Source organism: Pseudomonas sp. F(2018), from assembly GCF_005508865.1.
Taxonomy (GTDB): Bacteria; Pseudomonadota; Gammaproteobacteria; order Pseudomonadales; family Pseudomonadaceae; genus Aquipseudomonas.
The window spans coordinates 1444807-1469849 of record NZ_SCOM01000001.1; the positions used below are offsets into that span (position 1 = coordinate 1444807).

At 62.8% G+C, this 25043-nt stretch carries 17 protein-coding genes; 9 read left to right on the top strand and 8 right to left on the bottom strand.

Annotated features, from left to right (window positions below):
- Positions 1-221: 221 nt before the first annotated feature.
- Complete coding sequence (locus FFS62_RS07205; RefSeq protein WP_218569276.1) at positions 222-8807, bottom strand: GH36-type glycosyl hydrolase domain-containing protein; 8586 nt, start codon at positions 8805-8807, stop codon at positions 222-224.
- A 246-nt stretch (positions 8808-9053) separates the two neighbouring features.
- Between FFS62_RS07205 and FFS62_RS07210 the strand changes: the two genes are divergently transcribed.
- Entirely contained in the window at positions 9054-9887 is an 834-nt protein-coding gene (locus FFS62_RS07210; protein ID WP_137972085.1) for a BON domain-containing protein, read from the top strand.
- A gap of 115 nt (positions 9888-10002) precedes the next feature.
- On the opposite strand, the gene FFS62_RS07215 is transcribed toward FFS62_RS07210, so the two are convergent.
- Positions 10003-10344, bottom strand: coding sequence for a hypothetical protein (locus tag FFS62_RS07215; RefSeq protein ID WP_137972086.1), 342 nt, complete (start codon positions 10342-10344; stop codon positions 10003-10005).
- 90 nt (positions 10345-10434) lie between these two features.
- Positions 10435-10644, bottom strand: a complete 210-nt coding sequence (locus FFS62_RS07220; protein ID WP_256662135.1) for a hypothetical protein — start codon at positions 10642-10644, stop codon at positions 10435-10437.
- A gap of 219 nt (positions 10645-10863) precedes the next feature.
- Between FFS62_RS07220 and FFS62_RS07225 the strand changes: the two genes are divergently transcribed.
- Positions 10864-11082, top strand: coding sequence for a hypothetical protein (locus FFS62_RS07225; protein ID WP_137972087.1), 219 nt, complete (start codon positions 10864-10866; stop codon positions 11080-11082).
- 69 nt (positions 11083-11151) lie between these two features.
- Entirely contained in the window at positions 11152-13269 is a 2118-nt protein-coding gene (locus tag FFS62_RS07230; RefSeq protein ID WP_137972088.1) for an EAL domain-containing protein, read from the top strand.
- Here FFS62_RS07230 and FFS62_RS07235 read toward each other — a convergent pair.
- The 3 genes from FFS62_RS07235 to FFS62_RS07245 form a co-directional block, all read right to left on the bottom strand.
- Positions 13259-13987, bottom strand: coding sequence for a Crp/Fnr family transcriptional regulator (locus tag FFS62_RS07235; RefSeq protein WP_137972089.1), 729 nt, complete (start codon positions 13985-13987; stop codon positions 13259-13261). The genes FFS62_RS07230 and FFS62_RS07235 overlap by 11 nt on opposite strands.
- Before the next feature lie 151 nt (positions 13988-14138).
- Positions 14139-14876 (bottom strand): Crp/Fnr family transcriptional regulator, encoded by a 738-nt coding sequence (locus FFS62_RS07240; protein WP_137972090.1) that lies wholly within the window; start codon positions 14874-14876, stop codon positions 14139-14141.
- A gap of 358 nt (positions 14877-15234) precedes the next feature.
- Positions 15235-15444 carry a hypothetical protein gene (locus tag FFS62_RS07245; RefSeq protein WP_137972091.1) on the bottom strand — a complete coding sequence of 70 codons (210 nt, stop codon included), beginning with the start codon at positions 15442-15444 and terminating at the stop codon, positions 15235-15237.
- Positions 15445-15585: 141 nt separating this feature from the next.
- Between FFS62_RS07245 and FFS62_RS07250 the strand changes: the two genes are divergently transcribed.
- From FFS62_RS07250 to FFS62_RS07275, 6 genes are all read left to right on the top strand, one after another.
- Positions 15586-15891, top strand: coding sequence for a hypothetical protein (locus tag FFS62_RS07250; RefSeq protein WP_137972092.1), 306 nt, complete (start codon positions 15586-15588; stop codon positions 15889-15891).
- Between the two features lie 281 nt (positions 15892-16172).
- Positions 16173-16607 carry a GNAT family N-acetyltransferase gene (locus tag FFS62_RS07255; RefSeq protein ID WP_137972093.1) on the top strand — a complete coding sequence of 145 codons (435 nt, stop codon included), beginning with the start codon at positions 16173-16175 and terminating at the stop codon, positions 16605-16607.
- Positions 16608-16956: 349 nt separating this feature from the next.
- Positions 16957-19020, top strand: coding sequence for a hypothetical protein (locus tag FFS62_RS07260; protein WP_137972094.1), 2064 nt, complete (start codon positions 16957-16959; stop codon positions 19018-19020).
- Positions 19021-19386: 366 nt separating this feature from the next.
- Positions 19387-20673: an OmpP1/FadL family transporter gene (locus FFS62_RS07265; protein WP_137972095.1), complete on the top strand. Its 1287-nt coding sequence runs from the start codon at positions 19387-19389 to the stop codon at positions 20671-20673.
- A 138-nt stretch (positions 20674-20811) separates the two neighbouring features.
- Positions 20812-21468 (top strand): DUF3313 domain-containing protein, encoded by a 657-nt coding sequence (locus tag FFS62_RS07270; RefSeq protein WP_137972096.1) that lies wholly within the window; start codon positions 20812-20814, stop codon positions 21466-21468.
- Between the two features lie 92 nt (positions 21469-21560).
- Positions 21561-22970: a DUF1254 domain-containing protein gene (locus FFS62_RS07275; RefSeq protein WP_137972097.1), complete on the top strand. Its 1410-nt coding sequence runs from the start codon at positions 21561-21563 to the stop codon at positions 22968-22970.
- A gap of 545 nt (positions 22971-23515) precedes the next feature.
- Here the strand turns inward: FFS62_RS07275 and FFS62_RS07280 are convergent.
- Entirely contained in the window at positions 23516-24136 is a 621-nt protein-coding gene (locus tag FFS62_RS07280; protein ID WP_137972098.1) for a tyrosine-type recombinase/integrase, read from the bottom strand.
- Positions 24137-24221: 85 nt separating this feature from the next.
- Positions 24222-25037, bottom strand: coding sequence for a sterol desaturase family protein (locus FFS62_RS07285; RefSeq protein WP_137972099.1), 816 nt, complete (start codon positions 25035-25037; stop codon positions 24222-24224).
- Between the last annotated feature and the right edge of the window lie 6 nt (positions 25038-25043).

The following is a 25043-nucleotide window of genomic DNA, read 5'->3' on the forward strand; positions in this document are numbered from 1 at the left end:
GCGATGTTGTGCTGATAGATGCGCATGCTGCTATTCCTGATGGGGAACTGTGCGAGACAGTCGAAGCTTCAGCCTGGTTGATACAGCGCCGACTGTCTGTGCGATCACCAACGTAGCGGGTTGAATGGCTCCGTATCGTTGCAAGTCTCTCGCCTATTTTCTTGCTGGTGTGCGGCAGCTCATAGCGCATCGCACTTCAGGGCGTCGGCGCGCTTGCGCGCTCAACTCGGCCGGCAGCGCAGCTCGACGCGGTGCTCGTGACCATCGTCCACCAGTGGACAATCGATGCCCTCGAGCAGCACGCCATCCAGATGCAGCGATGGGACGGCGTCGGCCTGCTGCGTCACCTCGATCCGGTACAGCGTGGTGCCGAAGCGGTAGTCCAGGCTGAACCCCGGCCAGTCGGCCGGCAGCACCGGTTGCAGGCGCAGGCTATTGGCGTTGCGTTGCAGGCCGAGCAACGACTCGACGATCAGCCGGTACATCCAGCCAGCCGCGCCGGTGTACCAGCTCCAGCCGCCGCGCCCGGCGTGCGGCGCCACGCCATAGACATCGGCAGACAGCACATAGGGTTCGACCTTGTACTGCTCGATGGTCGTCGCCTTGCCGTGATTGACCGGGTTGATCAGGCGCAGCAGTTCCCAGGCACGCGTGCTGTCGCCCAGGCCTGCGAAGGCCATGCTCGCCCACACGGCGGCGTGGGTGTACTGGCCGCCATTCTCGCGCACGCCGGGCACATAGCCCTTGATGTAGCCGGGGTCGAGCGCGCCTTTGTCGAAGGGCGGCTCGAGCAGTTGCACCAGGCCCAGGTCGCGGCGCAACAGATGTTTCTCCAGCGCGTCCATGGCGCTGCGCTGGCGCTGAGGCGCGGCGGCTCCGGAGAGTACCGACCAGCTCTGGGCAATGGAGTCGATGCGGCATTCTTCATTGCTCGCCGAGCCCAGCGGGGTGCCGTCGTCGAAGTAGGCGCGGCGGTACCAGGCGCCGTCCCAGCCATGCTCCTCCAGGCTGCTGCGTAGCAGTGCGGCCTGTTCCGCGCAGCGTTGGGCGAACGCCGCGTCGCCGCGGGTGAGCGCGGTGGCGGAGAACTGCTGCAGTACCTCGTAGAGGAAGAAGCCCAGCCACACACTTTCGCCCTGGCCCTGTTCGCCGACGCGGTTCATGCCGTCGTTCCAGTCGCCGCAGCCGATCAGCGGCAGACCGTGTGCGCCGCGGGCCATGCCGTGCTCGATGGCGCGCACGCAGTGCTGGTAGAGGCTTTCCTGCAGGGAAGAGCGTTGCGGCAGGTCGTAGTAGGACTCTTCACCGGGGTTCAGCGCGCGGCCTTCGATAAAGCCCACTGGCTCGTCGAGCACGCGGTGGTCGCCGCTGATGCGCACATAGCGGCTGGTGGCCAGGGGCAGCCATAGGTAGTCGTCGGAACAGCCGGTGCGCACGCCGCGATCCAGTGGCGGATGCCACCAGTGCTGCACATCGCCCTCGCTGAACTGATGGGCGGCGCACAACAGCAGGTGCTGACGGCTGGCGGCCGGGCTGGCATGGATCATCGCCATGCTGTCCTGCAGCTGGTCGCGGAAGCCGTAGGCGCCACCGGACTGGTAATAGCCGCTGCGCGCCCAGAAGCGGCTGGCGATCACCTGATACATCAGCCAGCCGTTGACCAGCACATCGATGGCCGGCTCGGGCGTGCTGATCCGGATCGCCCCCAGGGTCGTGCGCCAGTGGCTGCGCACCTGGTCGAGCACGGTGCTGGCCGCGCTGTCGCCGCGAAAGCGCAGGGCCAGGTGCGCGGCCGTCTTGGCGTCGTGGCCGGCGCCGAGGCGGAAGACGATCTCCCGGCTGTCGCCGTCGGCCAACTCGAAGGCCACCCGGATCGCCGCACACGGGTCTAAGCCGCTGCCGGTACGCCCCGACAGACGCGGCTTGGCCAGCGCCGCCGGGGCGTTCAGGTTGCCGTTGCGGCCGAGGAATTCGCTGCGGTCGCCGCTGACGCTGCGCGCCGGCGAGTCGACATCGAAAAACGCCACTCGGCCGGGAAACTCGATGGAGTAGGCGTTGCGCGCGAACAGGGTACCGCTGACCGGGTCCTGCTCGGTGACCACGTGCAGCGCCGATTTCTCGCGCAGGTCACCGAGCACCCAGGCCACGTAGCCGGTGGCCGACAGGCGACGCTCGCGTCCCGAGAGGTTGCGCACTTTCAGGCGCGAGAACTTGATCGAGGCATCCAGCGCCACGTACACCCACAGCTCGCTGTGGACGCCGTCCTCGTCATGCTCGAAGACGCTGTAGCCGAAGCCGTGGCGGGTGGTGTAGCTGCCCGTGCCCGGGCGTGGCAGCGGGGTGGGCGACCAGTAGTGGCCGCTGTCGTCGTCGCGCAGGTACAGGGCCTCGTCGCTGGCGTCGCCAACCGGGTCGTTGTGCCAGGGCGTCAGGCGGTATTCATGGGCATTCTCGCTCCAGGTATAGGCGCCGCCGCTCTCGCTGATCACCGTGCCGAACTGCGGGTTGGCCAGCACGTTGCACCAGGGCGCCGGGGTGCTGACGCCCTGGCCCAGACGGATCACATACTCGCTGCCATCTTCGCTGAAACCGCCGTAGGGGTTGCCCAGCAACAGCGCCGTGTGGCCGGGCTGTGGGCCGGCCGGCAGGCGGCGGGGCGTGCGCATCAATTCCGCATTGAAGCGCGGCAGGGCCGGCTCGCTGGCGCGCCGGTGCACCTGTTCGGCCAGGCTGCCATTGCTGTCGCTGAGCACCAGGCGCGCCACGGCGAGCATCAGCAGGCGGTCCTCGTTGGACAGTTGCTGGGCCGGACGGACGAAGATGCCGCCCGGTCGGTCGACCAGGCTGGCCTCGCTGCCGGAGGTGACCAGCGCCATGATCTGGTCCTGCAGCTGCTGGCGATAGCCGGCCTGGTCCTCGTTCCAGATCACCAGGTCCAGCGCCAGGCCTTTCTGCCGCCAGTAAGCGTGGGCCTGCACCAGTTGGCGGACCAGTTCGATATTGGCCGGGTCTGCGATCTGCACCAGGACGATCGGCAGGTCGCCGGATATCGCCTGGCCCCAGAGGTCGGACTGGTTGCGCTGGTTGCCGAGCAGCACGCCGGCATCGGCGCGCAGCGCGGCGTTGGCATAGAGAATCGAGGCGGCCATCTGCTCGAACAGTCGGGCATCGGCCTGCGAGGCGTTGAGCTGGCGCAGCAGCACCTGGCTGTGGGTCCAGGCCAGGCCGAACACGCGGTCGGCCAGGTGGCGGTCGCGGTACTTGTTGATCAGCTGTAGGCAGGCTTCGCGCGTGTCGGCGATGCCGCTGACCAGGTCGATGATCGCGGTCTGGCCGGGCTCCAGGCTGATCCGGCAACGGATAGCCACGATCGGGTCGAGCACCGAGCCGGCGCTGCCGGACAGGTTGTCGACGCCGCTGTCGAGCGCCGTCGGGCGGGCCGCACTGCGACCGCGGCCGATAAAGCGCGCGCGATCGGTCTCGTAGGACATCGTGTCGATGTCCACGCCGTGGGCGGCCAGCAGGTGGCACATCCAGGGCACGTGCTCCTGGCTCGAACGCGGTCGCCGCGAACACAGAATCGCCTGCAGCTCCGGCACCAGCTCGGTCTGCACGAACAGCTTGCTGAAGGCCGGGTGCAGGGCATCGGCTATGCCCGGGGCGAGCACCACTTCGGCGTAGCTGGTCAGTTCCAGGCTGCGCCGGACGCGGGCGCGGTTGGTCAGGTGCAGGCGGCGCAGTTCGATGTTGTCCTCGGGCGAGACGACGATCTCGGTATGGCTGTCGAAGTCGCGCTCGCGCACGCGGAACTCGGCGCGGGCATCGGTGAAGATCGCCTCGTAGCTGGCCGTGCGACGCAGGGTCGGCTGGTGTGCGGCGGACCAGAAGTCGCCGCTGGCGACATCGCGCAGGTAGCAGAACATGCCCCAGTGGTCGCGGCTGGTGTCCTCCTGCCAACGCGTCACGGCCGTACCGTCGCAGCGGCTGTAGCCACCGCCGGCGCTGCTCAGCATCACGTGGTAGCGGCCGTTGGACAGCAGCTGCACGGCCGGGCGGCGACGATCCGGGTCGGTGAACACCCGCAGCTTGGTCTCGCTGATCCGCGCGGCGGCGTCGGCGGCCGGGGAGTGGGCGGCATGCAGGTACTGCGCGGCGGTTTTCGGGACGCGCTCCTGCAGCAGCAGGGCGGTGGCCTGGAACTGCGGGTCGGACTCGAAGCGCCGTTGCATCGGCCGGTCCAGCAGCACATGGGTCAGTGCCAGCAGGCTCATGCCCTGGTGGTGGGCCATGAACGAGTGGATCACCGCCGCGCTCTGCCCGCGCGGCAGGCGCGCCGGGGTGAAGTCGACCGCCTCGTAGAGGCCGAAGGTGCCGCTCAGGCCCTGGGTGGCCAGGCGCTGCAGGTTGCGGCAGGCAGCCTGCGGGTCGACCATCAGGGCCAGGGCCGAGGCGTAGGGGGCCACCACCATGTCTTCGCCGAGCCCGCGCTTGAGGCCCAGGCCGGGCACGCCGAAGGCGCGGTACTGGTAGTTGAAGTGGGCATCCTGGGTGTTGTAGCCAGACTCCGACACACCCCAGGGCAGTCCCAGCTGGTTGCCGTGCTCGATCTGCCGGGCCACGGCGGCGCGGCAGGTCTGGTCGAGCAGGGTGCCGGCATAGTTGGGCATTACCAGCAGCGGCATCAGGTACTCGAACATCGAGCCGGACCAGGACAGCAGCACCGGCACGCCGGCGTTGCTGGTGAGCAGGCGGCCGAGGGTGAACCAGCCTTCCTGGGGCAGCTGGCCCTGGGCGATCACCACGAAGTTGGTCAGCCGCGCCTCGGAGGCCAGCAGGTCGTAGTAGGCGGCGTCCAAACGGTTTTCGTCGGTGTTGTAGCCGATGGCGAACAGGTCGCGCTGCGGGTCGTAGAGAAAGGCGAAATCCATCTGCGCCAGCTCGCCGGCCTGTCGGGCTAGGTGCTCGGCGCAGGCGATGCGCGCGCTGGCGCAGCGCTGCACCGCCTGTACCTGGGCCTGGTCGGCGGCGCGCCACTGCGTGCTGTTCAGCTGCGCCAGCTGGCGCCAGGTTGCCTGCACCGGCTGCGCGCCGGTGTCGAGCGGCGGCAGGCGGAACAGCTGCAGCTCGTCATGCAGGTCTTCACAGTGCGCCACCAGTGCCTGTAGCCAGCGTTCGCCGTCGCTGCCAGGCGCCGGGTGCAGGGTCTGGCGCAGCAGGCGGCTGCGCTCGAGCAGCCGTTGCAGGAGCAGGCAGGTCGACTCCAGGCTCTGCGGCGGCGCTGCCAGTGCGCTATCGAGCTCACCCTGGACGTCGCGCAGGGCATGCTCATCGAGCCGTGCGCCGATCACCGCCTCGCGCAGTAGTGCGAGGGTGTCGGCGAGGCCGGTGAACAGCCGGGGCGTGAGCAGGGGCTGGTCCGCCAGCTCCAGCAGGCCGGGGCGCAGGGTCAGCAGCAGGCCGGCCAGGTTGCCGCTGTCCACCGTCGACACGTAATGCGGTGGCAGGGGCTTGAGGGTCTGGGTGTCGTACCAGTTGAAGAAGTGCCGGCGATGGCGCTCCAGGCTGGCCATGCTGCTCAGCGACTGGTCGAGGCGCGCCAGCAGGCGGCCGCCGCTGAGGTAGCCGAAATCGTGGGCGGCCAGGTGCGAGAGCAGGGCCATGCCCATGTTGGTGGGCGAGGTGCGGTGGGCGATCACCAGGCTCGGCTGCTCCTGGATGTTGTCGGGCGGCAGCCAGTTGTCCAGCGGGCCGACATGCTGATCGAAGAAGGCCCAGGTCTTGCGCGCCAGGTTGCGCAGGAAGCGCAGCTCCTCGGCGGAAGGCTCGAAGCTCGCTCGGGCCCTGGGCCGACTCAGCCACCAGGCGATGGCCGGGCTGGCCAGCCACAGCAATAGCAGGGGGCTGGCCAGGGCCAGTACCGTGGGCTTGGCCACCAGCACTGCGGCACAGGCCAGTGCCAGCGTTGGGGCGATCCACATCAGCCGGTACAGGCCGGGTAGATCGTTGCGGCTGCTGCGCTCCACCTCGCGCGAGGGGCTCCACTGCAGCAGGTGGCGCCGGCTGACCAGCATGCGCCACAGGGTACGGGCGATGGCGTCCAGGCTGAACAAGGCCTCGAAGGGCAGCCAGACCAGCGCCAGCAGGGCACGACCGAAATGCAGCGCGGCCATGCGTGCGGCGGCCTGCAGGTGCTGGCCGAAAGGCGTGTCGTGGGGCTTGCGCAGCAGTTCCAGCAATGTGCCGAGCAAGGGTTGGGTCAGTACCAGGCCGAGCACCGCCAGGGTCCACAGCAGCGCCTGGTCGATAGCCAGCCAGCCCCACAGCAGCATGGCGAGAAAAGCCGTCGGCTCCAGGCTGCGGCGCAGGTTGTCGAGAATCTTCCAGCGCGCCAGCGCGCCGAGGCGATTGCGCTGCAGGCCGCCCTGGGGCTTCGGTGTCCACGGCAGCAGCCAGGGCAGCAGCTGCCAGTCGCCGCGGATCCAGCGATGGCGGCGCTTGCAGTCGGCGCTGTAGCGGGCCGGATGCTCCTCGTACAGCTGCACGTCGCTGAGCAGACCGGAGCGGGCGTAGCAGCCCTCGATCAGGTCGTGGCTGAGGATGTGGTTGTCGGGGAAGCAACCTTCCAGCGCGTGCTCGAAGGCATCCACCGCGTAGATGCCCTTGCCGATGAACGAGCCCTGCTGGAACAGGTCCTGATACACGTCGGAGACGGCGCGGGTGTAGGGGTCGACCCCGGCGTCGCTGCCAAACAACTGGGCATAAGCCGAGCGCGCGGTGCTCGGCAGGCTGATGCCGACCCGAGGCTGGAGGATCGCATAGCCGGCGCTGATGCGGCGTCGCACCGGGTCGAACACCGCCTGGTTGAGCGGGTGGGCGAGGGCGCCGACCAGTTGCCGGGCAACATCGCGCGGCAGCTGGGTGTCGGTATCCAGGCTGATCACGTAGTGCACCCGCGGCAGGGCGGCAATATTGCCGACGATCAGCGCGAACTGTTCCTGGCCCTGGCCGCGCAGCAGGGCATTCAGCGCGGCGAGCTTGCCGCGCTTGCGCTCATGGCCCATCCACATGCCTTCGCCTGGGTTCCAGCGGCGCGGGCGGTGCAGCAGGTAGAAGCGTTCGGCGCCGACCGGGGGGTACTTGTGGTTGAGCGCCTCGATCAGTTGGCGGGCCAGCGCTAGCAGGGCGGCATCCTGTTCCAGCACCTCACTCGACGCATCCATGAAGTCGGTGAGCAGGGCGAAGTGCAGGTTGGCGTCGCGGTTGGCCAGGAAGCGCACTTCCAGGCCTTCGACCAGCTCCTCGACGTCCCGCGCGCAGCCCATCAGGGTGGGCACCACCACCAGGCTGCGTGCCTGTTCGGGAATCCCGGCGCTGTAGTCCAGGCGCGGCAGGATGTGCGGAGGCACGGTCAGGGTCACCAGCCAGTTGACAAGGCCCAGGGCCAGGCAACTGGTCATCAGCAGGGCGGGTACGCCGAGCAGGGCCAGCAGGCCGCCGCTCACGCCGTTGGCCTGGGCGACCGTGAGGAAGGGCCAGGCCAGCAGCACGCTGAGAATCAGCACCGGCAGGAGGAAGAAGGTCAGCGGCGCGCGACGCAGCAGGCGCTGCCAGGCCTCGCTCGGCGGTATGCGGGCGTCGAGGCGCCGTTCCAGTTCGCCCAGGCCCTCGCCTAGTAGATAGAAGCCGACATGGGCGCCGACGCCTGTGGCGGCATTGCCGGCCAGGTCGACGGTGGCGCGGGCTACTTCTTCCTCGCTATGCGCGCACTGCCTGGCCAGGCGTTCGATCACATGGCGATAGTGGTCGCGCGTGGCGAAGTCCATGTGCGGGTAGACCTGCGCCGGGTCTTCCTGCAGCACCTGTTCGACCCGGCTCATGCTCTCGACGAAGCTGCGCCAGTCGATAGCAGACAGCTTGCGCAGGCTATTGATGCTGTTGCTGATGGACACCTGCTCGGCAGCCTGCTGCTGGGCATCCAGCTGCACCAGGCGCTCGATGTTCAGGCCGCTTTCGCTGAGCGTCTGTTCGATCCAGGTCAGCGGCAGGATCAGCGCCGCGCTCTGCCCCTGCAGGCGCCTGGCCAGTTCGGCGACGAACGAACTGGTCATCGGCGGCTGCGAACGGGCCATGTCGGCGACGGTCAGCAGCACGCTCTTGGCATCGTGCTCGGCGGTTTCGTGCAGGCGGTCGGCCCAGTCGTTGGCCAGATTGCGGTCGTCCCAGTTGGCCATCACCCGCGAGGCCACGCGGCGCAGGTTTTCGATCAGCGCCAGGCGCAGCATGATCGGGATCGCCCACAGCTCGCCGAGGGTGAGCGGCATGACCGTCTGGTAGGAGGCGACGAAGAGTCTCAGGCTGTCGCTGTCGACCCGACCGTCGCCATGCGAAATGGTTTCCAGGGCGATGTCGTAGACCCGCGGCAGGCCGCTCGACGGGCCGCCTGCCAGGCGTGGCAACTGGCGGCTGTAGCCCTGCGGCAGGTGCTTACGCGCGGTACGGATCTGCTCCTCGATCAGGTAGAAGTTGTCCAGCAGCCATTCCGCCGCCGGAGTGGCGCGGCGCGTGGCCGGCGGCACCTCGCCGAGCATGCTGCAGCTGTGCACCAGCAGCGCCTCGTTGTCGTCCAGGCGCACCAGCAGGGCCGCGGAGGTCGAGCGTGGGCTGAGCTGGTGCTGCCTGGCCAGCAGGTGGCCGTGGTTGGCCATCTGCTCGGCGCTGAACAGTTCGGCACGCAAGACGGGTTCGTAGGCAAACTTACGAGGCGAACTGCGCTGGGGCAACAGGTTACGGAGCCATGTGCTGGGCATTGTTTCCTTGACCGGCCACGCCTGTATTCGGCGACCTGTGGGAGCTCGCGGTGGGGCAACGGGATGGCGTAGCTCAGGAGCCAAGTCTGCGCAGACCGGCCGGCCTGGTCTGTCCGCTAGCGCACATAGCCTGGCAGGCCGGTCGGCTCTAAGCGCGCTAGCGCACCGACGAGCGGCGCGGCGCCTGCCAATGTCCTCAACCCGTCCCCACGCAATCGTGTGTGCTGCGGCTCCTCAGAGGTCACCATGAACAGACAATCGCGCACCCTGTGCCTGGCTTCAGCCATCGCCCTGGCCATCAGCACTGCGAGTGGCGGAGCCCTTGCCGCCACGGCAGGGCAGGAGGTCACCGATGCCCGCCAGGAAACCCAGATCTGGACCACCTACGCGCTGAGCCCTTATCTGCGCGCCAACGACCTCAAAGTCACGGTGGACAACGGTAAGGCCACGCTGACCGGAAATGTCGCCGAAGACGTCAACAAGGATCTGGCCAGGGAAATCGCCCTGGGCGTCAAAGGCATCACCGACGTCGACAACCGCATCGTGGTGAACGCCGAGTACCAGCCGGCCAAGCCCGGTGCCGAGCGCAGCTTTGGTGACACCATCGATGACGCGGGCATCACCGCGCAGATCAAGTCGAAGCTGCTGTGGGGCAAGAACACCGATGGCATGGCCACCAATGTGGATACCCGGTACGGCCGGGTGACCCTGCGCGGCACCGCACAGAGCGCCGCCGAGCGCGATCTGGCCGGGCGCGTGGCGAAGAACACCCGCGGCGTGGTGGCGCTGGACAACCAGATCAAGGTCAATGCCCTGCGCCCGACCATTGCAGAGAACAGCAAGAACATGACCGACGAAGCGGGCGTCGAGATGGCCGACAGCTGGATCACCACCAAGGTCAAGTCGACCCTGCTCTACTCCAGCAACGTGTCCGGCTCGGCCATCGATGTGACTACCAGCAAGGGCATCGTCAGCCTCAGCGGCAGGGTCAGCAACGGTGCCGAGCACGACCTGGCCATCGAACTGGCGCAGAACGTACGCGGTGTGAAGAGCGTGCAGTCCAATGGACTGGTGTTTTAACGCAGCCTTGCTTGCTGCGGGATCATCACGCCGCCGCTAGAACGGCTGGCGTGGCGATCCGTTTGCACATGCTTCAGGGACCTCCGACCAGGCAGGCATGCAGGGCTGGTTACGGCTACATGAGCTGGTCGATCAGAATGGCGTTGCTGTAGATCAGGCTGCCATCGCTGAGCAGGTGACCGACCAGATGGAACTGGCCACGCTGATCGCCTGGCCGCAGATAGACCCGCAGATTGCAGTCGGCCAGGGCTCCGCATTCTTGCGGCAAGCTAAGGTTCAGTGTCGCCAGATCGACATCGACCGTGGTCTCGCGCTGGTGGCTCTTCTGCAGGAATTCCTCTGCCTGTTCCAGGCGCAGGTGGTCGACGCCGTTCAGATAGAAGTCGATATGTTCCATCGGCGTGGATCTGTCTGCCCCATTGGCTTTGCGCCAACCTTCGATGCTGAAACTGCTCATGGCAATACCTCCTGTGATGATGACGTGCGGGGGATGTAGCTGCGTGCGCAGGCTCGGCTCAGAAGCGCCTGGCTCTATCCCTCCGTTCGGCTACGGCATCAGCTGCCAGACCTCGGCATTGGCCAGCTCCTCCACGGTGGCGTGTCGGCTGCGACCGTGCAGTGGGTTGAGTTCGTAGCCGAAGGGGGACTCATAGGTGGCGGAGTAGTGCACGCCACTCAACTTGTGCAGGTAGCGCAGTAGCGGATGGCACTGTGCATTGATGTGGCGGACTAGATGTGACTCTGTCATTCCGTGCATGGCGAGATCTGCTGGCTGCTCTGGTTGCCCCCATTCTGTGCGGCTGTCGGACGCCGGTCTGTACGCTAGCGAACCACCGCCGGTAAAGCCTGCGGCCCTGCTCCGATGGCTCTACCCCATATGCGCGTTAGCGTACGGACAGACTCGGACATGGCTGTCATGGTCTACCTGCCCGAGCTCCGCCTTCAGTGTGAGAGAGGGTCTGCATTGGAGGTCAGCATGAACAAGCCAATCGAGCCGGATATCCCGGACACCGATATCGAATCGACGGAACGCGTTCCCGAGTACGCGCCGTTGCCCAACGAGATCCACGAACCACGGATCCCGCCGCAACCCGAGGTCGACGGGGCGCCCATACGGAATCTGTCGGACGAGCGGCAGTACATCCAGCTGGAGTCGACTGCCGATGAGGATGAAGGCGGACCGGGACAGCCATGAGTTCGCTTTGCGCGGCGAGGTGCTCCTCCGTACCACCTCACACCTAACAGTACTGAACGGAGACGGGTGATGACCTACCGGATACTGATTGTCACCGCGGACGCCGTCGATTGCCGGGGGCTGCTGGGCATGCTCGGCGAAGCGGCGGATGGACCCTTCAACAGCGAACAGGTCAAGACATTGTCCGCTGCGCTGGAGCGCATGCAGCGCGGCGGCATCGATGCGGTGCTACTCGATCTGGCTCTGCCCGATAGCCAGGGTATCGAAACCTTCAAGAAGCTATTCGCCGCAGCACCGCAGGTACCGATCATGACCCTGTGCGTGCCGGAGGACGAAACCCTGGCGTTGCAGGCACTGGAGTGCGGCGCCCAGGGTTATCTGCTGAAGGGCTTGTTCGCCAGTTACCTGGTGGCCCAGTCTCTGCGCCACATCATTCAGCGCCGGACGGCGGAGGCGCATCTCGGCGTTGAGAGGGCCCGGGCGGAAATTATCCTCAACTCGATCGGCGATGCCGTCATCGGTACGGATCTGCAGGGCAATGTCGATTACCTGAATGCGGCGGCGGAAAACATGACCGGCTGGCCGCGTGACGACGCCCATGGTCAACCGATCGACCAGGTGATGAACATGGTCGATGACGAAACGGCTGCGGCTGCCGTCAATCCGGTGCGCCTGGTGCTGGAACAGAAACAACCAATGGGGATGACCGCCGGGATCATGCTGGTGCGGCGCGATGGCAGCAATGTGGCGGTCGAGGATTCCGCCGCGCCGATTCTCGATCCCGATGGCCAGATCAGCGGTGCCGTGGTGGTGTTCCACGATGTGTCCGAGGCGCGTGCCATGGCCATGCGCATGGCCTATCTGGCCCAGCACGACTCCCTCACCCGGCTGCCCAACCGCCTGCTGCTCAGCGACCGTATCGCCCAGGCGATCAGCCTGGCGGATCGCAGTGGCAATGCGATTGCCCTGATGTTCCTCGACCTGGATCACTTCAAGCACATCAACGATTCCCTCGGCCATGCGGCGGGAGATCAGCTGTTGCAAATGGTGGCGCAGCGGCTCTCGGCCTGCGTGCGTAACACCGATACGGTAAGCCGCAATGGCGGAGACGAGTTCGTGGTGCTGCTGGCGGAGGGGCGTGACATGCAGGATGCCAGCGTCATCGCGCACAAGATCATTGCGGCGCTGTCTGCTCCGTATTCCATCGACCAGCATGAGTTGCACGTGACCTGCAGCATCGGCATCAGCGTGTACCCGGCGGATGCCGACAGTGCCGAGGAGTTGATGAAGAACGCGGATACCGCGATGTACCACGCCAAGGAAGTGGGGCGGAACAACTACCAGTTCTTCAAGCATGCGATGAACGTGCGTGCGGTCGAGCGGCAGGTCATCGAAAGCAACCTTTGGCAGGCCCTGGACCGGCGCGAGTTCATGCTGCACTACCAGCCCAAGGTGAACCTGGCGACAGGCGCCATCACCGGTGCCGAGGCGTTGCTGCGCTGGTTGCACCCGCAATGGGGCGTGACCCTGCCGGAGCGTTTCGTGGCCATCGCCGAGGAATGCGGGTTGATCGTGCCGATTGGTCGCTGGGTGCTGCGCGAGGCCTGTCGGCAGGCCAAGTGCTGGCAGGAGGACGGGTTCGAGCTGCCGTTGATATCGGTGAATGTCTGCGCGCTGGAGTTTCGCCATCCGGACTTCGTCGCGGGAGTGCAGGCCATTCTCGACGAGAGCGGTCTGCCGCCAGCCTGTCTTCAGCTGGAAATCACCGAAAGCGTGCTGATGCGCGATGCCGACTCCAGTGCCGAGATCCTGTATCAGCTCAAGGGCATCGGTGTGCAGCTCGCCATGGACGATTTCGGTACCGGTTACTCCAGCCTCAGCTACCTGCTGAAGTTCCCTATCGATGTGCTGAAGATCGACAAGTCCTTCGTGCATACCATCAGCGCCGGCGACGGCGCCATCGCCAGCGCCGTGATCGCCATGGGCGCCAGCCTCAGCTATCAGGTCGTCGCCGAAGGCGTGGAGAACGATACGCAGCTGGCCTTTCTCCAGGGTGAACTGTGCCAGGAAGGGCAGGGCTACCTGTTCAGCCATGGCGTGGCGAGCGAGCCATTCACCGCCCTGCTACAGGCGAGCAAATGCGGGAACCAGATGAATCCGGCATTCACATCGGACGCTAGGTTGTAGCCGGACGCGGCGCCTCAAGCAGCCGGGCGTAGCCTTCGCTGAGCGCTGCGTAGCACTCGCAGGCGGCGTCTTCCAGGCCGCTGCGATCGAGGATGCTGATCTGCCCGCGGCTGTAATGAATCAACCGGCGGAGCTGCAGCGCACCGGCGGCTATGGTGACGCCGCTGCGGCGTACCCCGAGCATGTCCGCCAGGTATTCATGGGTCAGGTAGAAGTGATCCGCATGGGCTCGGTCGTGGGTCATCAACAGCCATCGGGCCAGGCGTGGCTCGAGTTCGTGGAAGTGCCCGCAGGCGGCATTCTGCGATAGCTGGGTCAGCGTTACATAGAGATAGCGCTGCAGAGTGCGCTGCAGGGTCGGGCATTCGCGCAATACCCGACGCAGGTGGGTGGCGCTGATGCGCAGCGCGCTGCCGCTGCCCTGCACCACGGCGCGGCTGGGAGCGGCCGCAATGCCCAGGGCCAGAGTGGCGCCCAACATGCCTTCGTTACCGATCAGGCCCAGCTCCAGGGGGCGATGCTGTCCCAGGATGGTGACCAGGGAGATGAAGCTGCTCAGGGGGAAGTACAGGTGGCGGAAGGGCTTGGTGGTCTCGCAGAGGACGCTCCCGAAGACCAGTTCCACCGGCTCGCAGTGCTGCAGGACTCGCTGGTGTTCCTTGTGGGGCAGGTTGTGCAACAGAAGATTGACGATGGGCGGCGGGGCGGGAGCCGACATGACGATGTCCAGCAGCACGGAGCGAGCCGACGAGGGCGAGGGAAGGGTGCCTGGCAATCCCGCTGTTGCAGTCTGCGCTAGCGCGCCGCACCGTTCTGTTCGCTACAGCACGCTGCGTGGCCTTTATCGTCATGCCTCTGCGTGGCAGGCCTCAGCTGGACTCCACATCGGCATTACGCAGGATATAGGGCAACAGGCGGTCGGTTTCCTTCTTCACCACGGCGTAGCACTCGCAGCTCAGTTGCTCGAGCTTGCAGCGGTCGAGCACGGTGATATGCCCGCGACTGTACTCGATCACTCCTTGGCGCTGCAGCTTGCCGGCCGCCTCGGTGACGCCTTCGCGGCGCACCCCGAGCATGTTGGCGATCAGTTCCTGGGTCATGGTCAGCTGGTTGCTGGGTAGGCGGTCCAGTGACAGCAGCAGCCAGCGGCACAGCTGCTGGTCGATCGAGTGGTGGCGGTTGCACACCGCGGTCTGGGACATCTGGGTGATCAGCGCCTGGGTGTAACGGAGCATCAGCACCAGTAACTCGCCATGCCGATTGAATTCATCCTTGAGGCGCTGGCCCGGCAGCCGATAGGCGGAGCCGCCACTTTGCACGATGGCCCGGCTGGGCGTGCTTTCGCCGCCCATGAACAGAGCTATGCCGACCAAACCCTCGTTGCCTACCACCGATATTTCCGCCGATGCGCCGCTCTCCATCACATAGAGCAGCGAGATGATCGAGTCGGTAGGGAAGTAGACATGGCGCATGGTATCGCCCGACTCGTAGAGCACCTTCCCCAAGGGCAAGGAAACATGCTCCAGATGGCTGAAAAGTCTCTCCTGAACTTCGCTTGAGAGGGCCGCCAGCAGGTGATTCTGTTGCGGTGTAGGCTCCGTGGTCATTTTCAATCCCTCTCACTAAGCGAGACAAACTATACGCCCGCACTGAGCGGTACCGTACATAGTTGAGTCCTTGGGAACAGCTGCGTTCCTACTATCGCGTGGTACAGGGACCTGTGAGCAGAACGCTTCCTGGCCTACTCCCCGAGCATGCTTCTTTCGTGTTAGACCGATTGGCGATTGCCTGCTGGAGCCTGAGTCGAGGGTCGCTTTCTATGTCCGCTTGGCCGGAAATCGGACCGGCAACTACTGCTCGATGCAGGGAACTCATCTACCAGATGCAGTCGTGCTAAGTTGCTTATGTCGATAGGGCTGTACTTTGGGAGCTCAAGGTAATTTAGGCAGACCTTCGGCGTCACACTCACGTGTTCGAGCTCTTCGCCTGTTCAGTATCCACGGCCTCGAAGTAATCGTCGTGCGCCTGCTCCGCCACTGACTCCAGCTGAAACATACGCTCCCTGGCATCAGAGGAGTTCAGATCTGGATCGCTACTCAGATATTGATCAATCGCTGCCCAGGAGGCACAAGCTACTCTGGCAAGTCTGCGGCTGCGCTCTTTAAAGGTTTCCATAGCAATCTCCGGTGGGTCTTCGGAAGACCTCGGGCGGGCTGCAATGTTCTGCCTATCTGAACCCAGAATCACCGCCTCCCTATATGAACCTTTCAGTCGATCAACGATGTCAAACTGGCAAACCTGCCGGAGGGTATTCAGATGCGAACCCCGTATCGCAGTGACATAAGTGGTTTACGGCTGGCCCTAGAGCTCACGCAAGTCGAACAAATGGGTAATACCGAGCACGGGCTTCAGTTCATTCTCCAGCAGCTCATCCACATGGCCGAATTGTCTCCCTTTGGCTGCGACGCGATTAACGAGCTGCAGCAGATCGCCACCCAACTGCGGGAAGCCGGAGCCACGGTGCCGCCGGGGCAGCTTGGGGATGATGTAGAAAGCGGGATCGCCTATGGAAGGAGCACTACTTTGGCGCTGATAGAGAAACGCATCGCGGTGCTGGCATAGCTCTGCGCGTACCCGCGCCTACGCAGACACATCCGGAGATGTATTCAGAAGCAAGCTCGTGTAAACCGGGCCCTTATGTAATGGCTTACCTGTCTATGTCAGGGAAAGTTGAGCCTCGCCCCGGCCGGTTGGTGCCTGCTGGTACCCAAGGAAATACTTATCTATAGAGGCGACGTTTCCGTTCGCTCACTGGCCAGTGGCGAGCGGCTTCTGCATCACAGGCTTAGCAGTAAAGCCTGATACTAGACACACTACTTTTTCCAATGTATCGAGCGGAACGTATGACCATTTACTCATGCCTGCACGAGGTACCCTCTGTTCAGACTTATCAAGCTCTTCGCATCGGCGCTGGCCTCAGCGCGAAGACTGCTGAAGCAGCAGCTCGGGGTTTGCCCAATACGCTCTTTGCTGTCCAAATTCTTCATGAGTTTCAACCGGTGGGAATGGGGAGAGTCATCGGCGACGAAGGTTGCTTCTTTCAAGTGGTAGACATTGCTGTCCTCAGGGAACATCAGGGCAATGGCCTAGGAAAGCGCATCATGGGCGAAATCCTGAAGTACATCGAAGCCAATGTTCCTGAAAGCGGCTACGTGAGCCTCATCGCGGATGGCCAAGCACAAGACCTGTACGCACAGTTTGGCTTCATCCATACAGCACCGCTCTCTGTTGGCATGGCCTACAGGAGACCAGAGGTAACATCCGAGGGGGCTGTCTGAGGTGAATAGTCAATTGCTCAGGCTAGTGTGGATCTGACAATCGCCTTAGACGGAGCCTGCAGCTAGCTGATGCCCGCTTCTGGCCGGAAGCAGTCGTCGGCGAGAGGCAGCTACCGGCCAAAAGCGGACTGATCAAACCTTGCCTGAGGGCGCCTCCTTTGAGGCTTGGAGATATCTAGGAAAATCGGGGCGATTCAGACCATCGTCATTCCCTTTCCTCAAGCACACGCCCCTATTGATCATCCGCACAGCCAGTGGCAATGCGCCAGCAATTCGATTCAAATGTTCAGCGAGGATCTACAGGCAGCGTACGATCCGTTCGAGTTCCCCATGAGAAGAGACAGGGAAAATGAACAAGAAACCGATCTGGATGTTGGTTGCGTTGGTGTTGAGCCTTACTGGTTGCGCTACCGCGTATGTCCCCTCCAATGATCCTTCCTGGCTAGCTCAAAGCCAGGCAACCAGCGAGCAGATCTGGGGGCCATTCCACGACCTTGCTGGCACAACCTGGACCGCACAGAACCAGTATCAGGTGACCTACCGGTGGATCAGACCGAACGCAGTACTAGGCGAAGAGTTTCGAAACCCCGCAACTGGTGCGCTGGCAGCTACCAATACGATCACGCCGGGACAGATACCAGGCTATCTGCAGTACAACAGCAACATCTTTGCTTGGGACGGCAAGATTGACGGAACGTCATCCATTCTTTTCACCCAGAGCAACGCTTTCTCCAACATGCCGTTCCGAATGATTCGAGCTGCCGACGGTACGTTGCTGCGCGAAAATGTGTCTTTGAGAGGGGGCGCAGTAGCGAGTGTCGACACCACAACGACTTACCATCCCAGCGGCACAATCATGCCAGCACCTGCGAGCGCTCCAACCCAAGTGGCAAGTGTTGCCCCCAGTAAGGCAGCACCGATTCAGGCGCCCGTCGCTGCTGCGGCACTTGGGCCTGAATGGGGTTTGTTCGCCAAACTGGCGGGTTCTAACTGGGTGGTCAGTGAATCGAACAACCTCGACTTCGAGTGGATCCCTGAAAAAAAGCTGATCCATGCGCGTATGGGCGATGAAGTGTGGGATGCCACTTACGTCATTTTCTCATTGAGGCCTGGCCATCAGAACGAAATCGTGGCCAATAGCACCTTTACTGGCGAACGAGATTTCTACTTTGGAGAACCCGTAGGACTCGTTGTGCTTGAAGGCACCAATAAAGCAAAACACTACTTCGGAGAGAATCGTTTCACGTATGAGCTAGTCGGGTCCGACAAGTTGCTCGTTCATTCAGAGAAATGGGTGAATGGTGAGCTCAGGAAATTCGACAAGACCTATTTGCGAGAAAGCAGTGCGCAAAAGGTCGAGCGTTTAGCGCGAATCGATCAGTACAACGAAGCACGCGCTGCCAGCGAGCGCTCTACCCGCTTGCTCGAATTATCTGCCTCGATGAACCAAGCACTGACGGCCGCGAACGCAGTGGCCGCCGCAAATGCCGCTCAATCCCAAGCGAACCTTGATGCGACACTAGCTGCAATGAGCGAGCAGGTGGAACGCGAGCGCGTAGAGGCAGCCTCTCTAGCCATGCAGCAGCAACAAGCGGCGCAAGCTCAGCAGTCCTCCGCCGTAGACGGACGTGGCGGCGACAACTACGAAGCCAATGCCTTGACTGACTCTTCCGAGCTGGAGGCCCAACAGGATGCGACTGTTGCCGCAGCTTTGGCACAAACTCAGCAAGCACTAGCAGAAGGTGGCGGCGACCCTGCGGTGATGGCGCAGCTCAATGCAGTTCAGCAACAGATACAGCAACGCCAACAGCAAGCGGAGAAGCGGAAGCAAGTGGCGGGGACCAATAAGATCCTACCGTCGAAGATCCAGCTGAGCACTGCAACCAACAGCATCACGCCGACACCGAGCCTGCCCGAGCCTGCGGCTGAGGCGAGCAACATGGCCCAAGGGAAAGTTCGCCTCTGCAACCGACCTGGAGATGAAGGCCCCGCCCACTGGCCACTCTGCCCGCAAACCAGAGAGGAAGAGGCGGAAGCTCGTCGTCTGTCCGCCAATGGTGGTAGCGGTGGCGCAGCGGATACGGAGCACGCCGGCACTTCAGGCAGCAAGAAGCCTGTGACGGGAGGGTCAGGAGACGGATCGCAAGGGAAACCAGGCGAGGCAAGCACCAGTGACGACGAGGCTTTCGCATGGTGCACGCAGAACAAGCGAGGGTTTAAGTGCTACGGGCCGTATGGCCAAATGGCTACTACCAACACCCTCCGGCAAGCCTTGGGTGATGCAGGGTGTGGTAAGGGTGAAGGCGAAACCCCTTCTATCGGGGAGTCCACTCGATTTGATTGCAACGTGAAGAAGGTAAAAGGCCTTCATGGCTACGTTCCAGATACCCCTCCGCACTGGTCACCGTTTTAATTCCGACTGTTGTGGCTCAAATCTGGACCCCCCTATAGGGCGTTAAGCTTCGCCCAGCCATGAGATGTTTGCGTGACCAGAAGATCATTCTGAGTCGCCCCTGCTTCCGTAGGGGCATTCAAGCTTTAAGTAAGGACTGCTAATCCGGCGTAACTGTCCGCTTTATGGCCGTTACCAGTCGCTCGTGAGGGGCTGCTACCGGCCAGAAGCGGACCTCCACCCCGTTCATTTCTGAGTCGCGCCATCTCATACCGTCTGATGCGGGGATGTGGGGCGCTCCGCAATCTAGGCTTTGAATCAGCTGGTTACTGATAAACGTGGCTAGTATCGTCAGCGCTTGGATACCGCTCCGTCAGGGATTGCACCATGAGCCAACCTGTTCTTGTTGTCGCTGCAACCGCTTTTCTGATGATCCCCGGCCAGCTCCTGGCAGGTGGTCTGCTGCTCTATGAGGTCGGCACGGACAATGTCGGTCTGGCCAATGCTGGAGCCGGCGCACGTGCTCAGGGGCCCTCTACCTTGGCCAGCAACGTGGCTGGTATAGCCTGGTTGCCTGGCACGCAGATCAGCCTCGGGGCCCAGGTCCTGCACGGTAATCTCGACTTCAAAACCGATGGTTTCACCAATGTCGCAGGCGCCGATGGCGGCAACGCGATGGAGTGGTCGCCGGGAGGAAGTCTCTTCATCTCCCAAGAGCTGGGTGATGGCTGGGCAGTTGGCTTCGCCAGCTATGGCGATTTCGGTCTCAGCCTGGACTATGAGAACGACTGGAGCGGCCGCTACTTCCTGCAAAACGGCGAATTGCTCGGCATGTCGCTGATGCCGACGCTGGCCTATAAGGCGAACGAGCACTGGGCATTCGGTATTGGCGTCCGGGCTTTCTATGCAACTCTGGACAGCCAGCTGGCTATCGACAATGACCCGTTCGGACTACTCGAGCGTTCGGACGGCCAACTGAATTATCGTGACGATGATTGGGCTTATGGGGCCAATCTGGGGGCTATATATGCCCCCGAGCCAGGCACTCGTTTGGGGTTGAGCTATACGAGCGAAATCGACATAGAGCTGGAGGATGGCTTGGACCTCCAGGGCGTTGGTCCGGTGGCTACGCGTTTGCTGAATGAGCGCGGGTTGCTCGATGCCGCTACCCGCATCGATATGCATGTGCCACAAACCTTGACCTTCAGCCTCTATCACCAGCTCGATGACGAGTGGGCGCTTCTGGCCAGTGTCAATTGGCAAGACTGGTCCAGGTTCGGTGAAGTGGGGGTCGATCTGGATAGCAGTCGGCCTCGCTCAGCAACGCTTGAGTCGAATTATCAAGACACCTGGCATCTCTCTGTCGGCACACAGTACCGGTTCGACCCGCGCTGGATGTGGAGCTTCGGTATCGGCTACGACAGCTCACCGGTGAGTGACGAGGATCGTACGCTCACGGTTCCGATGGCAGAGACCTGGCGCTTCGGGACGGGGTTAACGTATGCCCTGGATGTTCAGACTGAAGTGAATCTGAGTTATGAAATGGTTTGGCTCGGGGATATGGAGGTCAGTCAGCAGAAGTCGCTCCCGCGTAATGATCCCCAGCGGGTGTCGGGTGAATTCGACAACGCCTGGATCCAGGCGCTAAGCGCCAGCGCAACGTGGCGTTTCTAAGTACTCAGCCGCTCACGGTTCATGTGAGGGGTAGGTCTGATTGTGGTGGATTTTGCGGGCGTGCTAGCCGATGAGAGCGCTTATCGGCTGCGTGTTCAGGTGTTTCGTAGGAAAGCTTCCAACAAGGAGAGCGTAGTGATGGCAAAGACTTTGATTCTCAGCGGCGTAATTGCTGCTGCAGTGTTACTGACTGGCTGTACCAGCCAAACAGTGAAGCAAACGCAGTATTCAGGATTTCTTTCCAGCTATGACGGGCTGCAGTCTGTCGAAAGTGCGGGTGGGCAGAAGGTGTTGCGTTGGGTGGATCCCGCTTTCAGTGCCGCCAACTATGACAAGTTGATCTTTCAGCCGCTTCGCTTCTATCCAACCCCGCAGACTACAGATCGCATCGGGCAGTCAACCTATGACGAGCTCTTGAAGTATGCCAATCGGCGCTTGAGCGAGGCGCTGTCGCAGCGCTTCCAGCTGGTGGGTTTTTCCAGCGGCCCCCGCACTCTCGAGTTTCGCGGTGCCATTACTGGTGTCAGTGCAGAGACCGAGGGCCTCAAACCTTATGAGGTGATTCCCGTGGCGTTGGTGGTGGCCGGCGCAATGACGGCTTCCGGTGAACGCGACCAGGATACCGAGTTGTTTTTGGAGGGAGAACTCGTCGACACCAGTACGGGAAAGGCCGTATTGCGGGTTGTTCGCAAGGGCTTCGGAAAGACACTGAGTAATAACCGCCAGGCCATTGAGTTCGCCGACCTCAAGCCGGTTGTCGACGAGCTCACCACCGACGTTTTGAAGTTCCGATAGTCCTGCATCGACTGCGCACGAAGGTGTGATTGATATCAAGTCGCGTCGGGTTCCGTCGCGCATAAACCATCTCATAGCTAAGGAGAATGCATATGAGAGTTGCAACTACAGCCATGCTGGCTGGTGCTATCAGCCTGGGGCTTGCCGGCCATGTTTTGGCCGCCGATCAGGATGAGCTTCTGCAGATTGCCAAGGATACCTACGTCTACGGTTACTCGCTGATCACCACGGAAGTCACCCGCGTGCAGATGACTAACGTGGACAAGGTAGCGGGCGAGCATGGGCCCATGGGGCAGTTCATCAACGTCAAGCGCTATCCGCCAGCAGACTATCGCGGCGTATCGGCACCCAATGCCGACACGCTGTACTCGGCCGCATGGGTGGACCTGAGCGAGCCTCAGGTGCTTAGCCAGCCGGACATGGGTAAGCGCTACTTCCTGCTGCCGATGTACAGCCTGTGGATGGGTATCTTCCATTCGCCTGGCGCGCGCACTGACAGCCGCACCGCGACCAATTACTTGCTCACCGGCCCCGGCTGGAAGGGTGAGGTGCCCGAGGGCATGGTGCAGATCCAGTCGCCCACTCGGAAAATGCTGATCCTGGGGCGCACCTATGCCGACGGCAGCGAGCAGGATTACCAGGCGGTCAACGCGCTGCAGGCGCAGTTGAAATTGACTCCACTGTCGGCCTGGGGCAAGCCCTACACACCCAAGGTGCCGGCAGTGGACCCTAATCCGGGCTTCAGCATGACCGACAAGCCGCAGGACGTGATCCTGGGCATGAGCACGGAAACCTACTTCAACAAGCTCGCCTCGCTGATGTGCGAGGAGGCGCCGCCGGCCGCTGAGGATGGTCCGATCCTGGCGCGTATGGCCAAGCTGGGAATCGAGCCCTGCAAGCCATTCGAGATGAGCAAGCTGGACCCGGAGCTACAGAAAGCCCTGGCTGACCTTCCCGCAGTGGCGCTGAAGGAAATCGGTGCCAACCAGCCGTCCCTAGGTAGCAAGATCAACGGCTGGACCTACACCAAGGGCCTCGGCGTCTACGGCACGCATTACATGAAGCGCGCCGTGGTCGCCGCATTCGGCTGGCCGGCGAACGTGGAACAGGATGCCGTCTATCCCTACACCACGGTCGACAGCGAGGGACGGACACTCAATGGCGCCAACCGCTATACCCTGACCTTCGCCAAGGGGCAGACGCCGCCGGTGAATGGCTTCTGGTCCATCACCATGTACCAGATCGACAAAGGCTGGTGGTTCGTGCCCAACGCGCTGAACAAGTTCACCGTCAGCCCGCGTAACGATCTAAAGTACAACGCTGACGGCTCGCTGACCCTGTACTTCCAGCATGAGTCGCCCGGCAAGGACAAGGAGGCCAATTGGCTGCCGGCGCCAAAGGGAGACTTCTTGCCGATGATGCGCATGTACTGGCCGAAGGATAAGAACCCGTCGATTCTCGACGGCAGCTGGACCCCGCCCCAGGTCGTACGGGCCGAATAGAGCTCGCTGCGTCCTTCGCAATACCGGCCCCTTGTGGGCCGGTTTCGTATTCTCGTCCCGCCAGATCCTCCTGTCTCGCATAGCCCCCCTCGCTGCTGGGGGGAAGCGTGGCCGAGTGTCCCTATGTTGTACCTGGTGCCATCGCGGCATCCAATTGCGCAGATTGCCTCGCGGACAGTGGAAAAGCCTGTGCACCACTGCACCTATGCCGACGGCGGGCGCCGCGCCAAGCACATGGCAACACTATCAAGCTTGAGGTGATAGCCGAAGGAGTGAACACGTGAGCATGCACACCTATTGCAACGTATGGGTTGCCACGTAGCTCAGGGCTACGGCATTTGCACGGCCCATGCCCCCAGAACATCTGGCCGCTTGGGCCACACAGTGGAAGGAAAGAGGCAACGGGTTGAATGGTGACTCGAAACTCACTAATTAGTCATCGACGAAGCGCTTTGTAGAGGCTAGACGCACTGTCGAACAATCCTTCTCAATGTCCGCGTCTGGCCGGTTAGCGACGGCCCGAATCGGACCGTCGCCGTGCATAGTCAAACCTCTGTCTGCTCTGCCATCTCCAAGGCGTCATCGACCTCAATGCCAAGATATCGAACGGTACTCTCAAGCTTTGTATGGCCAAGCAGCAGTTGAACTGCCCTCAGGTTCTTCGTCCTGCGATAGATCAGAGATGCCTTGGTGCGTCTCATGGTGTGAGTGCCGTACAGGGCAGGATCAAGACCAATTGCTCTCACCCAGGCTTTGACGATTCGTGCGTATTGCCGAGTGGAGAGATGCTCTGAGCTATGTAGCCGGCTCGGGAAAAGGCAGTCCTCGTTGCGGAGATGCGCCTGATGTATCCAAGCTTCCAGAGCAATACGTGTTTGCTCGGTGATTTCAAACTGTACTGGGCGCTGGGTTTTCTGCTGCATCACAATGGCCCGCGAGGACACTCGCTCGCCATGAGCGACATCGCGCACACGAAGCTTGGTTAAGTCGCAGGCTCGAAGCTTGCTGTCGATGGCTAGATCGAAGAGGGCTAGGTCCCGGACTCTCTCCGCAATTTGAAGCCTTACCCGGATCGCCCAGATATCTCGTAGGCGGAGCGGGGCTTTCTGCCCAACCAGCTTTCCTTTGTTCCAGGGTTGGCGGCTACAGATAGCAATGGTGTTCATGGTTTGTCCTCCTCGTGAGGGAGGACAAGGATCGCCAGTCATGACGCAGGGCGCTAACCGGCCAGAAGCGGACCTCCTTGGGCGCTCAGCTGTACTCGCTCCCCGGCTTCTTCGATCTGCACAATGGCCACCACAGCTGGACGCACCAAGAGTCGCCCGGATCATGGGGGATGCCATAGCGAGTCGGATAACGGGCGCGGGTGAAGTTGGCCGTACCGAACAGCGTGTCCCAGAGGTACAGCAGCTGGCCGAAGTTATGGTGTGGCGGTTTGCCGTGTTCATCCAGCTCGGCATGGTGCGCCCGGTGAGTGCTGGGGAGCTGTACGGTGCGCTCCAGCAGCCAGGCCAGGGGCGAAAGCCAGCGGATGCGGTACAGGCCGCTGTCCCAGGCGAAGGCGCTGTGTACCAGCACGTTGGCGCAGCCAAAGATCAGGTGGCCGATCAGCACCGCCTCACCCAGGCCCAGGTAGACCATCACGCCGGCGTACCAGATGTCCGGCATGAACATGAACCAGCGCCAGTTCTCCCGGTAGGCCACGCTGATGCTCATCGCGGTCGCCGTGTGGTGGGTGCGATGCATGTGCCACATGAAGGGCAGCGTATGGCCCAGGCGGTGGTACCAGTAGTGCAGAAAGTCCGCCGGAATGACCACCAGCAGAACGGCTTGCCAGAGTGGCATCGCCGCCAGGCTATCGGCCCAACCGGGTGCCCACTGCGCGAGCAGCAGTGCGGCAGTGGCGATGATCAGCGGTTTGATCAGCAGGGCGAACTGGGCAAGGCTGACGAGATCGACCGCCAGCTCGTCCGACTGCCGCCTGTTGAGCATGCGCCCGGCGAGCAGCTCCAGGCTGCCCAGTGCTAGCAGCAGGCCGCTGACGACCCAGGTATCGAGATGGGGCATGACACT